Origin of the sequence: Psychromonas marina, assembly GCF_030161115.1 — a bacterium.
In the GTDB taxonomy this organism is placed as follows: domain Bacteria; phylum Pseudomonadota; class Gammaproteobacteria; order Enterobacterales; family Psychromonadaceae; genus Psychromonas; species Psychromonas marina.
Map to the genome: position 1 here is coordinate 130,724 of NZ_BSPQ01000015.1, position 14,419 is coordinate 145,142.

The following is a 14,419-nucleotide window of genomic DNA, read 5'->3' on the forward strand; positions in this document are numbered from 1 at the left end:
ACTATTCTCCTTGCTTTACTCTAAATGAGCTTTCATATTTATTAAAAGCAGTCACTGCTTTTGCATCTATATCTAAATTCTGCATAGATTTAGGCACATCAAACTTGAATAATCGCCCACTCAATACAGTTATCGGATAACTACATGACTCACCTTCTTTTTCTTCACAAGCCTGAGCTGTAAGCGTCAACTTTACAACGCTATCGCCGTTATTTTTAAACAATATCGTGTTGTCCGCATATTTGGTCAATAGCTTTATCGGTTTTTCTTTACCAGGCAAAATGACCACTGGGCCTAAACCCACGGCGACATTAATTGAGTTCTCAGGCTTATCGAGCCCCGTTGTATAAGGGGTTGGTAAAAAAGAGATCTGGAAAACACGATCTGACTCCACCGTACAGTCTTCACATAATGTCGAAATTTTAAAATCTTTTTTAAACTTCCCATCTATAATTGTTTTTGCTGGCCTAACACCAATATACCAATCCATTAAATTATCTCGGGTATAAGGTGTTTTTTCTAACTCACCATCAACAACCTTTATTTCCGATACGCTAGTGTTCATATACAAACGGTCGTCGCTTTCATTAGTGATAGTGAAATATGAATTGTGATCTGCATCCGCGAACTTAAACATGCTGTCTATCGAAATAGCATATATTGAGCTACTCATAAAAGAAGCAACTCCCAGCAATAGCAAATTTAAGAAATATCTTTTATTTTTCATTTTTGTAAACCTTTATTTAAATACATCGAAAGAATGTCAAGTTCATCTGATTGCAACATCACATATGCGTCTAATTTTTTTAATAAATCTTTTTGAACTTGCGTAAATGCCTGCTGTTCAACGATATATATATATACAATGCCATTAATATTAAGTTGCTTATATTTAATAGAGGCAGATTCTAAGTTGCTGATAACATGTTCACTAGCAGCTTCATCTTCGAATTGCCCTAAGTACAAATAGATAGATTTATTGTCGTTTAATAGTTGTGCTGACTCTTCCCAGCCTAATGTATTGCCTTGATTGTCTTTTTTATCAATACCAGGCAAGCAGTAACCACGACTCACTTTATCTTGCCCCTGTTTCAGGTCTTGCACTTCGTACAAACAGATACCTTTCCTTGACACTAAATAATAATCACTATTAGCGCGATAATTAATTCGAAAAACACCATCTTCAGTAACTGGTTCAACACCAACACACCCATCACCGATACATTGAACTTGTGATATAGCGTTACCATCCATGTCATCTAAGATAACAATTTCACTCAATAAGTATTCCGCTTGAACTTCCATTTGATAAAAACTACCTGGATACGAGAACATATCTTTTCTATTGTTTGCAAGCTCAACATTTTCACCATCTTGCTCAACCACTAAACCCATCTGCTGATACTCATTTAATTTAATAAGTGTTTCTGCTTTATTTAACTTAGTGCGTCCTCGAAAGTCACCTTCTTGGGTCTGACTAAGGTATAGTCCTTCCTTTTTTCGTTCTGTCGAACCTTCCGGCTTGATGACCTTAACATTAGAAAATGATCGACTTTTTTCATTTGATAAATAGACACCTTTAGTGGAGAAAATTTGAGTGCCACTAATACTTGCCGATACGTTATTTGAACCATCGCGCGCAAAGGCATAAGCGTTAATATTTGCAGCATCAACAGACCCCGATACCGTCCCTGATAACTCCGCATTAACTTCATTTGAACGATCGATAGTTGCACCAACAGAAACGTTACTGTACAAGCCGTCATCTACTCTATCGTATCGAAGGTAATTGGTATTTTGACTAAAGCCCTGATCATCTGCTGTAACCATTAACTGCCCTGAAACACCACTACCAAATTCATGAGTCCAAGATAAATTAGCTGAAAAATCATCGTTAAATTCGCTCTCGCTATAAATAGTACTTACTGTGACAAACCCACCAAATAAAGAGCGACTCCAAGAGGCCGACACTGACTCAGATAGATTTTTATGGTAACCAGCACCATGTTCCTGATAATCATTGTTAAACCTGCTGTAGTAGACATAAGCCGTTCCTCCAACAAATTCACCTGACCAACCGATACCAAAATTGCCTTCATTTCCTTGCGAATAGAGATAATTACTTAGTGAAAGTTCTGAACTTTCCTCGCTGTCAACAAAGCTCTCAAAATCAGCATAAAAAGAGTAAAGTGATAGTCTGCCTGAATGGTAATAGTCATGATTTGTGAATACACCTGCTGAATAATCAAACGAAATGTTATTTGTTAGGAGATATGAACCACCTAATTGGATATATTGATCAGTATCGTTACTAGTTAGTGCTGCGCCCATTAATAGACTTTCTGAAACACGGTATGAACCCGCAGCTCTTGCATACTCTCGACCTGTAGCATCGTTCTTATCAACGCGCTCATATTCATGGTTATCAAACTCAAGTTGGCCAACGCCAACATTAAAATCAAAGCTATTTACAGCAAGAGAAAACTTATCATTGTTAACTACTTGCCTTCTTTCTTGTAGTACGATGCTTCCAGCCACTTTAAGATATATTGATATCTCATAAGCCCCTTTGGGTAATTCATCGTAAGTGACCGTCTGTTGCCCTTCATTAACAACACGATTCAAAATCAAACGATCATCTCGATAGATTTCTAATTGCCCATTTTGTGGAGCATAAAACTGGATTGTTTGTAATGATCCAGGCTCACCAATAAGTAAATTATTACTCGAACCAAGCAACAAGCTCGTACCAGCAAAGTCTGCACCATCACTTAAAAAGTCGGTAGAATTAAACTCTGGATTATATCGATTCTTACCAACTTGCACTCGGAATCCATTAGAAAAATCAACATCATAGATACCGGTGTAAATTTCAGAATTATTACTTGATAGTTCACTATCAATATAAACATGCCCTAAAGGCAATCCGATTGTGGTTTGGTTATTAAAACTAACGGAGTCATTACTATCAAGATCAGAATAAACATATAGGTTCATCCAATTGTTTATCGCATTGTTGTGGCTCACCGAATTACGATACTCTTTACCCGAAGCCTTATTTTCAACAGATTTTGGCGATATAAATAATTTTAATAGCTCATTGTCGAAATCAAATATATATCGTGTTTTCTCATCGGTAGAGGTTAATAAACAGTCTGTTAATCTTTCAGTACACTCAGGATCTGACTCGATGCCATTCACCGCAGCACTCAGAATAGCCTCAATTTCATCCGCGGAAATGTTTTTACTGTTCAGGAACGCCTTTAATTTTAGGAGTGAATCACCGCCACCTTCTACTTTAAATGTGTCATAGTTGACTAAAGCCGATAGCTGTACGCCCTGATTTTCACCAGCAATTACGATATGTATCTGCTTCTCTGTATCATAAAAAAAATCTTCAAAGCCCACAGGGTAATTATCAACACTAGCGTTAGCAAATGAACTCTGAATAATTAAAGCCAAGATGGTTTTTTGAACATAATTCATATTGTTGCCTCTACTTTAACTGCAACATGACCAGTACAATTTAAAACTTTATCTGTTTGTGGGATATGTGGAAAAGATAATGTAAACTGATGATGCTTCGATCTTTCAACTGGGCTAGCGACGTCAAAAGTGAAGTTTTGTATGTCACCTTCTGGAAAATCATTCCCATCTAATTCACTTACTACATTATCAATTTGCACACCATTACAGTTATTCGACATGTCATTTAAAACGATTGAATACATATCAGGTGAGCTGAGAGGGGCTGTTACTGTAAACGTCATATTTACATCATCAAAAGTTGGATAATCCTTATCCTTATTGTAAAAAGCCAAGTGATATTTATTATCCACTTCAATTGATATTTCAGATGAATCTGTTTTTTTTGCTATATAAACACTTAAATTCACTGTTTTCTCTGCTGCAAAAGTGGACAAAGAAAAAAATGACAAGTAAATCACGATAGTTTTACTAAATATATTCACTTTGTCTCCTTTTGTTACTTAGTTATAAAGTCACTACAGTTACAAACATCAAAAAATCAAGACTACTTAGTCTTACTGGGATTTTTTCGGTAAGATTAAATAGCCTTGATGCTTGAGCAACTGTAATAAAAAATAGATAAAGCAAAAATTAAACAACCAAATATTTACTGGGCATATTTACTTTATCTTAAATTATTTATAGCGTTGCAGCTGATACAACTATCTGAGACATAACGACTACATTTGTACCTGATGTCAAGCCAAGGCCTGTACCGCTAAGCACTAGTTCAGTCTGACCAGTTACACCAGTCTGTTCCTGACCAGCAGAAAGATCATTACCTGATCCATCTTTTAATTCAAAACCAACATCTGTAGCGTCTTCACCAAAAGTAGTACCGTCACTGAAAGTGAAATTATTAATTTCGTATGTGTAGTCAGTTACAGGTGAATCGTCAGTCTTAACTACGTCAAAAGAAAGCAAGCTTGCGCTAGAAAGTACATATCCACCATTTTCTGAAACGAATTTCATGTTACCGTTACTAAGATCAACAAGACCCGTACTTACTATTTTAAAATCTGTACCAGGTGTTGATTCTACTGGTACAGTACCTGTCCACATTGCGGTGTCTGTAGCTTGAGCTAATGCAGAACCTGCATATGCTACTGCAAGGATTGGAAATAATGCTTTTGTTAATGTTTTAAGTTTCATAATTAATACCTGTTAATTTAGTTAAATTTGAATACCACAATATATAGATGTGTGTAGTAGGTTTAATGCTTTATAAAAGCGTTCACCTTTTACAACACAATTTTTGTTCACAATATACTATTCAGTATATTGTTAGAAAAACACTCATCCGTAAGCAATTTTGATTTTACATAGGAAAAAACACCGCTATGTATCATTCCTGTATCAACACAAGGCTTCAAATGAAATTACTTACAAAAATTAATTTATTTTTTATTACAGACCTTTCACATGGCTATTTAAAACATAAAATTAGATTGTGAAACATAAGATTTAAATCTGAAAATCGCCACCGCCTCCAAATAGCAATCATACCAAACGAATTTAATTTGTGATCTAATGTGGTATTCTTCATTTATCAGAAACTAAACGATATCAATATGAAGCATTCATCCGAACTAGCAATCCCATATACAAATAATGCGAGTCTTAAACTGCGTTATTTGGCCGTGCAGAAATTCCATGAAGGTCATTCAAGAACAGCAATAGCAAAAATACTCAATGTAAGTCGACACTTAGTTAATGAGTGGGTCACAAAGTACCTATCAGGTAGTTTTGATGCATTGGCATTAAAATTAGCGACTGGCCAACCTTCAAGGTTAACCACGAGCAAAAAAAACAGTTAAAAGAGTATGTATTAAAACATGCAGTTAAAGCTCAAGGTGGTCGATTGATGGGAAAAGATATACAGAAATATATCCATGATACTTTTGGAGTAAAGTACGAAGTTAGAAATATTTATCGCTTAATGAAAACGTTGGAAATCGTTTGGATAACTTCACGATCTAAACATCCGAAGCAAGATCTAGATGCTCAAGAAGCGTTTAAAAAAATTTCTAATTGAATCAATCATCATAATTCCCGGTCATGTCGCACTTGATACGGTAGATGTTTGGTTTCAAGATGAAGCGCGATTTGGACAACAAAATACCACGACACGTGTTTGGGCGCAAAAAGGTAGTCGGCCTAGCGTTGTCAGGCAGCAGCAATTCATTTCAACACATATTTACGGCGCAGTCTGCCCAGCAACGGGGCAAACAGAAGCATCAATAAGTCCTATCTTAAGTACAGATATGATGGAAAAGCACCTGCAACAAATATCAAATGCGACACAAGTTGGCCGTTATGCAATTGTTGTTATGGATTGCGCAAGCTGGCATTCGAATAAACTAAGTGATCGTTTTAATAATTTAGCAATAATGCACCTCCCGCCCTATTCACCAGAGCTAAACCCTATCGAACAGGTTTGGGCACATTTAAGGGGAAGTGATTTAGCAAACTTCGCATTTAAAAATTATGAGCATATAGTTGATCAGGTAAGTCGTGCTTGGAATAAGTTCAGGCATCAAGTGGATTTCGTCAAATCCCTTTGTAAAAGAGGCTAGGCCAATCTGATCATAAATTAAATGCGCTGGTATCACTTTATTCCTTGATAGATTTAATGATTTTTTAGGAGGGGAACATGTACGTCGAAGCATTGAATCGTGGTGTATTATAAAGAACCTTATAAATGTACAAAGGACTGAACTATGCATTGCTACAGTGGTTTTGCTCACCAAGGTAGAGGATGAAGATAGGAAAACAGGAAACAACTAATATGAGAGAACGATTTAACCGATTATAGATTAAGTATAAATAATCGAGTTCATGGGCAGTATTGACCGTTGTTAAGATAACTCAACCGTAAAAAGTCAATTTTGATGGTTTAAATAATGAATAGCTATTAAATATTAATCACTTAACACGTAAAATGATGAGGTGGATGTTGAATAATATATCCGCCATTACAACCATGAACTACTTCATACAACATTCGGTAATTTAACATCGATTAACTATGGAAATAAAATGTTATGTTTTCAGTTAGGTTTGACCAGAATTATGTGCACTACCTGTTACTTATCATTTTTCTGAGATTAAAGCTTTTAGTATGGTTATGATGCATTACTTTCAACTCCTTCTTTAAATAAACTTAACTCATTCCCTACCCCTGTAATATAAGGCAGTGAAACTTGAAAGCGAACCTTAACCTCAATAACTTATCGATCCACACAAAGTAAACTTACAATTATACATATAAATTTTCATCTGCCATTACAGCACTAAAAACCACTTAGCCACTTTAACCATATCGAATTTTTATATGTATATATCAAACCTTTAAATTACAATTTGTACATGTAAATTATCTGACCTTTGGAGGCTTCCTTGAGGTCGTATAGGAAATTAACATCTTTTTTGAGCTTGAAAGCACCGTTAATAACCTTCATCGGGTACATGCGTTGCGGTACTTTACCAGTCCAAGAGGCGAAAGCACTTTCATTTGCAAAAAGGTGAGGTGAAAAAGAAAAAACAACCAAGCTAACCACTAACATTTTATTCATAATTTAATATCCCTTTAAATCAAATAAACACCTTTAAACAATAACTTATTTAACAACAAAAGCAAGCTTCGCGGTTGTTCTTTGACGTTTAGAAGATGTTTTTAGCATCAGGTTTCTAGTTTTAAATTATGGTGACAGTGATTTTCTATATTTATTACACTATGAACAATTTTTTCATTGATTGATAATGTCCCTTAATAGCTAAAAATAACTATTCAACATTTCAAAAGAGAGTGTAATCGTTCTCCTCCAAAACTACCTGGCTGATATTTTCGGAGGATACTACAAAGGAAACATTTGATACATTGAAGTTAATCTTCTTTGAAAGTAAGTAATTGGATTATTAACCCTCCCCCAGTGCTCATGCCTCCGCTGAATTATTTTGCTTCAAGACTATTGCTTTCAATATGTAAATAACCGTGATTGGTATCAAGCGATCATCCCTGATAGCGACAGCACTTAAACGATTTGTTCTTACCTTTGAATAAGGTGATCTAAAATAGTTAAAGACGTACACTACATAACGGATTTTATTAAAACAAAACAGTGGCTTACTTAATAAAAAGCAGCTAAGTTAGTTGTAACATAACGAGAATTTCAAACAGTACAAGATACACTATGTCCGTACCTCTCAAGTTTCACTGTTTATCGTGACGTATCAGTTTTACCCACAGTTTTTATCCACCAAAGGAGTATGTTATGCAAGAACGTTTTATAAATGCTATTCATTCCAAGAATAAAATTAAAGTTACGTTTCATTCCAAGGAAGATGGAAGAAATCTAGGGCGTGTTGATCTTTGGAGGTTAATTTTTAAATTGCATGGTGAAGCATTATAATGACTTCGCCAAAAACAACCACACGTGCCAAGAACTATGTTAACCGAGCAAGGGTGGCGACTGCTACTCAAAATTATGAAAAGCACTGGCGAGTTTATAACAAGTCAGAGCACCGAATGACATTTGAAGGTATATTATATCGCCTTCGCACAGGTATCCCATGGCGTGACTTACCGATTGAATTAGGTGATTGGAGTGGCGTCTATAGACGATTTAACTTGTGGTCTAAAAAAGGGATTTTAAACCAATTATTCAAACACTTATCAAAAGATGCAGATTTTGACTGGATCTTTGCCGATGGATCAACAGTTCGTGCTCACCGCATAGTACAGGTGCTGCAACACAAGATAGTGAGTGCATTGGTAAAAGTAGAGGTGGAAACTCAACAAAGATTCATCTGGTCGTCGATAGTGGTGGCTTACCTATTTACTTTGAACTATCAGAAGGACAGAGACATGACTCATGTAGAAAGCCTAGTAGAACACCTCAATAAAGTAAGTATCTTTATCGCGGACAAAGATTATGACAGTGCTTCACAGCAAGACTACGTGGCGTCCAAAGGAGGTTAAAAACAGTCATTGCCAAACGAAGCTATGGTCAGGATTTGGATGAAGAGAGTATGGATTGGTGCCTATATAAGTATCGACACTATAAGTATCGACACTTAGTAGATAATTCATTTGCTAGAATTAAGCATTATAGAGCAATATCAAGTAGGTATGACAAGCTAGCTAGAAATTATGCCAGTATGTTATCACTACCACTCTTAATGATGTGGTTACCAATGCATATTGAACAAAAAAACATTCATTGGCCAAAGAACAACAAGCCCTAGCAATTAGGTCATATGTGAATAAAAAAACAAAGCCAATGTTATGATACCAGATTATCCATTAGGAAACATGTCAGTGATTAGGCACTTTGCTCTGAATTTATTGAGCAAAGTGTAATTCACCCCATCAAAGTTGACAAGACAAATGAAAATATTAATAATATTTCGTTATTGGCTAGAAAAACGCATTTGCGACAGAGCCCAATATAATTAAAAAGTTAAATGCTAAGATTCTGAAACACAGGATGCATACCAATATTCGACATCGAACAAATTACTAGTTGTGGGCAGAGAATGGGTTGACAATAGAACGAAGAAGGCGAAAGGATCGCCGCCCTGGTGCTCAAATGTCGAAGACATGTAATCTTCGTGGACTGGCCATCCCCGTGCCTTAAACATGTTACCAAACTTACCCGCCAAGTCTTCATAATAATCATCTTTGGTTGCCAATTTCCAGTTGGAACGCCCTCCGAGACCTTTAGAACTATATTCATCACACATTTGATTTGCTAACTTTTGAGAGAAAAGATAAAACCTACCGAGAGGACCAAAAGTTCCTTCTTCGAGCACGGTGTTCGTTGGACGAACACTTAGATTTTGGTCTACATAGGTGACTGATGGTGAGTTAGTAAATAATTTCCCACTCCCAGCATCGAAGATATCAAGACAATTACCAGCCAAAGTAACCCCTGTAGGGCACACTCCTAAATTAGGAGTTTCTTCGTCAATAGGAGGAGGAACGAGTCCACCATTTCTTATATAAGCAGGAAGGTAGAACGCTGAAGCACTGACCTTGTCACTTAGGCCACCATCAATAGTATATTCATAATAATCACCTTCATTCAGAACAACGTAAGTAGCAACTTTATTATCTAAAGTTTGTCTAAGGTAGCCATTAGATTTTAAATACTCCATCTGATTAGGCGCAGGTATAGACCAACCTTGTACGCCTTGAAGTGACGCCACTATATCTGAAAACTCATTAATGCCAGGATCAATAGCATTGGTAACATCCTGATATGTCATTTTTCCAAGATCTTCTATGTCAGTGTTATCAGGAACAGAAACAAAAGTACAGTCATCAGTGCTTATTTTAGCGGTATTGCTTCTACAGTAAGTAAATGGGAAACCGTCGATATAGGCCTTATCTTGGTTTCCACCTTCATTGGGGCTATTACCAATGCTCCCTGATGGTGCAGCTAAAAGAGAAAATGAAAATAATGACATAGATAAATTCAATACTGTATATTTAAACTTCATAGTTAATCCTTATATATTACATTAAGCTTGCATGTTAAAAACGTATTTTGACCATATAATTATAACTATAATTGCAAACTAATTTGAATCAGAGCTGTATCAGCTAGGCTTTCACCCTCAAAGGAATGCATTATTTTTGGTTCTGTCGCAAATAACATTTCTGTTGTGTTAAATGAGAAAGAGTGGCTTTTCAGGTGCAACTAGGCTGCGATCGCATAAAACTGCTCCCATTGTGTCATTTTTACTGAGTCGACCACCTGTCCATGTTTAATAATTGGGCATCGTCATTTTCAGCTTCTTTTATCCAACGACCAAAAATCTGAGGAGTAACCTCTAAATTTCTAGCTGCTTCAGCAATACTGTAATTTTGCTCTCAATTATGTCTTAACTGGGTTAGTCGAATCTATTAAACCACGTCAGTAGCAGCGGAGCTGGCCAGTAGAAGTTACAGCTCAACTGAAAAATGTACTTCTCCGTTGTCAAAGCACACGTTGTTGCTCGTAAACGAGATGCAAGCTTACCGGATATTGAAATTGTATTTATTGAGGAAGCTGCGAGGCAGGGCGGACCTGTATTTGAACAAATTCGTCCGATGCTGAGCGATAATCTGCTATTTGGTGATCAAGCTTACAAAAGACCCGATGAGGAAAAGATTGAACTTGAGCAAGGCTTGAAAGCATTAACCCCGATAAAAAAGCAAAAGGGTCAGAAGGAGTTATCCCCAGAGGATAAAGCTTATTCCAATGCGGTATCGCGTACGAGGCAACCTATAGAAGCCTTATTTGCTTGGCTAAATAAGATGACGGGTATTGGAGATGCGTTCATCAAAGGGGTTACTCACACATATTTATGGAAGAGTACCCGCAGCGATGATGCTTAAAAGTTTTCCCGAACTCGGCTTTTGATTAGCATATATAAGTATCGACACTTAATAGAGAGAATGCATTTGCTAGTATTAAGCTTTATAGAGTAGATATGACAAGCTAGCTAGAAATTATGCCAGTATGTTATCACTGGCATTTTTAATGATGTGGTTACCAATGTATGTTGAACAAAAAAACATGCATGAACCAAAGTTCAACAAGCCCTAATAATGTATTCTAACGTGCCTTTAAAGCTCACTCCATCATGACTTAGTTCATAAAATAATTTATAGAGCAAGCTTATTACTAATCTTTTACACCTTCTATTCAACTAGGACATGAGAAGAGATCATATCCAAAGATTTAACTTAAACATGAGTGATCCAACATATATTCGATTGAAAAATCCTTATATTTATTAACAAATAGATCAAAGGTAAATCTATCATTCCAACATATGCGAACGACGTTGTCATAACCTGCTTGATTCCACTTACCGACTTCAGAAGTAAATTGCTCTTTTGTTACTCGTATTATTGTATTACTCATACTTACACTTATTATTCAATAGGTTAAAACAAACACTGATAAAAAAATACACATCCCACAAAGTTCAAATAAAAAATATTTAACTGGGATAGTTTCATTACAACACTTTGTTTTTCCTCCAAGAAAAACATATCCAAAAATTGGCCAATAGTGATACCACTTAAGTTGTATGTTACAATAATCACACTCTGATGATGTCATTAATACTGCCATCCACTCCCGGAGTGAATTCGCTATTTTCCTCTTCGTTACATTTTCCAATCTAAAATATAAAACACCATAAAATCCGCCAAGTAAGGCTCCTGTATACCCCCAAAAAAACAACCAGATATAATACTGAACTTCATTAAATATCTGCATTAGTATTGACTCATTCCACTTGATAACATCGATGACAACCCAAACATTGCGTAGTAAATCCAAATTGCAGTAATAGAAACTAACAAAATACCCACTGTATTCAGAATCTTACCTAAAACGGCTACATTTTTTTCAAGCTTAAGCCTTTGATTATTTGCAACAATAAGAATTGAAGTGGCAAAATTATTAGAATTAGAATAAACCCCGAGTAAAGCCAATAACTCTTGTGGAATGAAAAACACATCCAAACTTTCTACAATAGAATTGTTGTCGCGAGAAAAAAGCATCACTTTTTCAAGCTTGCTCTTTAACCACCCCTGTGTTGTTGATGAATGAATCTCAGTTAATGCATCATTATAAGAGACACCAGACGTCATTAAAGTACCTAACATTTTAAGAAAGGTGACCGTTATAAATTGCTCTAGCAGAGAGTATATTCCAATATTATGAAATATATCTCTTAGCTTATTTGAGCCATTCTTAGAAAAATAAAAGAATCCATAGACGGTGATACTTACTCCGAATATCAAGTACAAAAATGAATAATCAGAAAAATAATATCCTGCATTGTAAAGGTTTGCAGAAATAGGAGGCCAAGTACTAACGGCAGCAAAGTCAACAAACACGATTAAAACTTGTCGCGCATATCCAATCACAATAACGATACAAAGAATTAACAAAACACCAGGGGGAACAAGAGAGCTAATCAACAAGTCTTTTATTTTTTGATTTGAATTAATCAACTCGATTGATTCGAAAAACCCCTCAGATATGTTGCCAGACTTTTCAGAAGCACTGATAAGTAAATATTCATTTTCTGGTATATCTTTTTTCAATACAGCGGCAATCGACGGCATATCAGAATAACTAGATAACCACCCCTTATATAATGATATTTTACTTTTAGCCTTCACCCTTTCAGCTATACTGAGCATGCACTCTAGCGTGTCTTTAATACTCACTCCCTCACGACTGAGTTCATAAAATTGTTTATATATATCGAGCCTTTTTACTGCTGATAGTTTCATTTATTTCTCTCTTTAAGTTGATGATCAAAAATACCGAAGGACTTTTCAAGTTCAATTGGGCAAACAACACCTTGTAACATCAAATTAAATGCACCTTGAAATAGTGTTACCCCACCAATGCCATCACCTTGGTTTACCCAAAGCATTTTTAATTTAATAAAATCTTCCCTCTTAATTGCATCTAACATTTCTTCACTCAGCGTTAAAAGCTCAATAACAATTTGCCGGCCAGCGACACCACTCCCACCACATCGTTTACACCCATCGAAATTTTGAACTCTTAACATTGTAAATTCATTTACTTCACAGTAACCTTGTAAAAGCGTATACAAGCGATCATTTGGATTATCTTCGTAATACTTTTCTAAAGGGATTGAACACTCACATAAAGTCGGTATCAATTTTTGACACATGATTCCCGCAATAAAATCAGGCGAGGCCAAACGAGAGTAAGAGATACCTAACGAATTGAGTCGACTTATTGTAGAAATAACCCCACCAGCATGCAATGTTGTTATGACAAAATGGCCGCTTTCTACCGATTCAGCTAAAACATCAGCTGTTTGCGCATCACGCGTCTCCCCGATTAATAAAATATCAGGGTCTCGTCGCATTGCTGATGCCAAATACTTTGTAAATGCTCCTTTATCCGACTCATCACCAACACTTCTTAATACTGATGTTTGAGCTGCACCTAAAATCTCATATTCCACGGGGTCTTCTACTGTTACAATTGATACATCACGATGATGAAAATCTTCATAGAGCCAACCAAGAATTTTATTGATAGAAGATGACTTCCCAGAACCAGTTGTTCCCGCAACAACGAATAAGCCCATTGCGCTTGAGGCAATACGTTTCACACAAATATTCTGTTCAAGGCTCGTTTTAGGTATTAAAATATGATCGCTACCTCTCTTATCACCAGACCTCTCAACAACCCTAGACTTTAGTATTCTTAATACGGCATGATATGCCTGATTATTTGCTGATTCGATGGGTGAATGCGAGTATCGTACTTTTATACTTTCGTTATTTTTAAAGTTCAAAACACCTGATGAATCTTGCAAATAACGTCTGTTCCAAACATCCCTTTTCTCATTTGCTAGCACATTAAAAAACACACCCAACATAGAGTCCATTTCAAATGGAGGTACATTATCAATAAAAACCAATTTACCTTGTATTCTAAACCATATCTCAACTTTAAAATCACCACGGAAGACATGAATATCCGAAGCATCTTTTTTCATCGCATTCATAACTAGTTCGTGAAAGCGAACTTCCAAAGCACTTAAGTTTTCGGCACTTCTAGCACCAGCACTCTTCTGGCTATTGAAGTATTTATAACTGTCAAAAAGCCCTTTGGAAGATTGATAATACTCTATTAAACTGTTGGTATTGATAAAGGGGTTCAATGCATAAAAGAGATCCCTCACTGTAGGTTGTTTTTGTCCTACAATAAAAACAACCGATATATGATCTTCTCTTTTTAATAGATAAAACTCATCTGTACTATAGATAACATCACCTAAATACAAATAATCTTGTATATCATTTAATACAGACTTGTTTTTGTTCATCTTA

General features: G+C 35.9%; 11 protein-coding genes and 3 pseudogenes. 5 read left to right on the top strand and 9 right to left on the bottom strand.

Going from position 1 to position 14,419, the window contains the following annotated elements:
• Position 1 precedes the first annotated feature (1 nt).
• The 4 genes from QQK09_RS14625 to QQK09_RS14640 all read right to left on the bottom strand — a co-directional run bounded on the left by QQK09_RS14625 (position 2) and on the right by QQK09_RS14640 (position 4,680).
• Positions 2-727, bottom strand: coding sequence for a hypothetical protein (locus QQK09_RS14625; protein WP_284204904.1), 726 nt, complete (start codon positions 725-727; stop codon positions 2-4).
• The gene (locus tag QQK09_RS14630) at positions 724-3,486 is read right to left on the bottom strand and encodes a TcfC E-set like domain-containing protein (RefSeq protein WP_284204905.1); all 2,763 of its coding nucleotides are present in this window, start codon (positions 3,484-3,486) and stop codon (positions 724-726) included. The genes QQK09_RS14625 and QQK09_RS14630 overlap by 4 nt, the downstream gene beginning before the upstream one ends.
• A complete protein-coding gene (locus QQK09_RS14635; protein WP_284204906.1) occupies positions 3,483-3,971 on the bottom strand; it encodes a hypothetical protein in 489 nt (162 codons plus the stop codon). Before QQK09_RS14635 ends, QQK09_RS14630 begins: the two co-directional genes overlap by 4 nt.
• Before the next feature lie 196 nt (positions 3,972-4,167).
• Positions 4,168-4,680, bottom strand: coding sequence for a hypothetical protein (locus QQK09_RS14640; protein WP_284204907.1), 513 nt, complete (start codon positions 4,678-4,680; stop codon positions 4,168-4,170).
• Positions 4,681-5,099: 419 nt separating this feature from the next.
• Here QQK09_RS14640 and QQK09_RS19400 point away from each other — a divergent pair.
• Positions 5,100-6,104, top strand: a pseudogene (locus QQK09_RS19400) (IS630 family transposase).
• A gap of 780 nt (positions 6,105-6,884) precedes the next feature.
• Here the strand turns inward: QQK09_RS19400 and QQK09_RS14655 are convergent.
• Positions 6,885-7,103: a hypothetical protein gene (locus QQK09_RS14655; RefSeq protein ID WP_284204910.1), complete on the bottom strand. Its 219-nt coding sequence runs from the start codon at positions 7,101-7,103 to the stop codon at positions 6,885-6,887.
• A 699-nt stretch (positions 7,104-7,802) separates the two neighbouring features.
• On the opposite strand from QQK09_RS14655, the gene QQK09_RS14660 reads away from it, so the two are divergent.
• Both QQK09_RS14660 and QQK09_RS14665 read left to right on the top strand, forming a co-directional pair.
• Entirely contained in the window at positions 7,803-7,940 is a 138-nt protein-coding gene (locus QQK09_RS14660) for a hypothetical protein (protein WP_284204911.1), read from the top strand.
• A gap of 24 nt (positions 7,941-7,964) precedes the next feature.
• Positions 7,965-8,775, top strand: a pseudogene (locus QQK09_RS14665) (IS5 family transposase).
• 222 nt (positions 8,776-8,997) lie between these two features.
• Here QQK09_RS14665 and QQK09_RS14670 read toward each other — a convergent pair.
• Positions 8,998-10,032, bottom strand: coding sequence for a hypothetical protein (locus tag QQK09_RS14670; RefSeq protein WP_284204912.1), 1,035 nt, complete (start codon positions 10,030-10,032; stop codon positions 8,998-9,000).
• Positions 10,033-10,495: 463 nt separating this feature from the next.
• On the opposite strand from QQK09_RS14670, the gene QQK09_RS14675 reads away from it, so the two are divergent.
• Positions 10,496-10,912, top strand: a complete 417-nt coding sequence (locus tag QQK09_RS14675) for a hypothetical protein (protein ID WP_284204913.1) — start codon at positions 10,496-10,498, stop codon at positions 10,910-10,912.
• Positions 10,913-10,942: 30 nt separating this feature from the next.
• Positions 10,943-11,123, top strand: a pseudogene (locus tag QQK09_RS14680) (hypothetical protein); the annotation flags it as partial.
• A gap of 336 nt (positions 11,124-11,459) precedes the next feature.
• Here QQK09_RS14680 and QQK09_RS19405 read toward each other — a convergent pair.
• From QQK09_RS19405 to QQK09_RS14690, 3 genes are read right to left on the bottom strand one after another with little or no spacing between them, the layout of a single operon-like run.
• Positions 11,460-11,804 (bottom strand): prepilin peptidase, encoded by a 345-nt coding sequence (locus tag QQK09_RS19405; protein WP_431312601.1) that lies wholly within the window; start codon positions 11,802-11,804, stop codon positions 11,460-11,462.
• Positions 11,804-12,832, bottom strand: coding sequence for a type II secretion system F family protein (locus tag QQK09_RS14685; RefSeq protein WP_284204914.1), 1,029 nt, complete (start codon positions 12,830-12,832; stop codon positions 11,804-11,806). The genes QQK09_RS19405 and QQK09_RS14685 overlap by 1 nt, the downstream gene beginning before the upstream one ends.
• Positions 12,829-14,415: a GspE/PulE family protein gene (locus QQK09_RS14690; protein ID WP_284204915.1), complete on the bottom strand. Its 1,587-nt coding sequence runs from the start codon at positions 14,413-14,415 to the stop codon at positions 12,829-12,831. The genes QQK09_RS14685 and QQK09_RS14690 overlap by 4 nt, the downstream gene beginning before the upstream one ends.
• Between the last annotated feature and the right edge of the window lie 4 nt (positions 14,416-14,419).

Coding starts and splice junctions, on each gene's coding strand:
- QQK09_RS14625 (WP_284204904.1), bottom strand. CDS start 727: ATGAAAAATAAAAGATATTTCTTAAATTTGCTATTGCTGGGAGTTGCT.
- QQK09_RS14630 (WP_284204905.1), bottom strand. CDS start 3,486: ATGAATTATGTTCAAAAAACCATCTTGGCTTTAATTATTCAGAGTTCA.
- QQK09_RS14640 (WP_284204907.1), bottom strand. CDS start 4,680: ATGAAACTTAAAACATTAACAAAAGCATTATTTCCAATCCTTGCAGTA.
- QQK09_RS14655 (WP_284204910.1), bottom strand. CDS start 7,103: ATGAATAAAATGTTAGTGGTTAGCTTGGTTGTTTTTTCTTTTTCACCT.
- QQK09_RS14660 (WP_284204911.1), top strand. CDS start 7,803: ATGCAAGAACGTTTTATAAATGCTATTCATTCCAAGAATAAAATTAAA.
- QQK09_RS14670 (WP_284204912.1), bottom strand. CDS start 10,032: ATGAAGTTTAAATATACAGTATTGAATTTATCTATGTCATTATTTTCA.
- QQK09_RS14675 (WP_284204913.1), top strand. CDS start 10,496: ATGTACTTCTCCGTTGTCAAAGCACACGTTGTTGCTCGTAAACGAGAT.
- QQK09_RS19405 (WP_431312601.1), bottom strand. CDS start 11,804: ATGCAGATATTTAATGAAGTTCAGTATTATATCTGGTTGTTTTTTTGG.
- QQK09_RS14685 (WP_284204914.1), bottom strand. CDS start 12,832: ATGAAACTATCAGCAGTAAAAAGGCTCGATATATATAAACAATTTTAT.
- QQK09_RS14690 (WP_284204915.1), bottom strand. CDS start 14,415: ATGAACAAAAACAAGTCTGTATTAAATGATATACAAGATTATTTGTAT.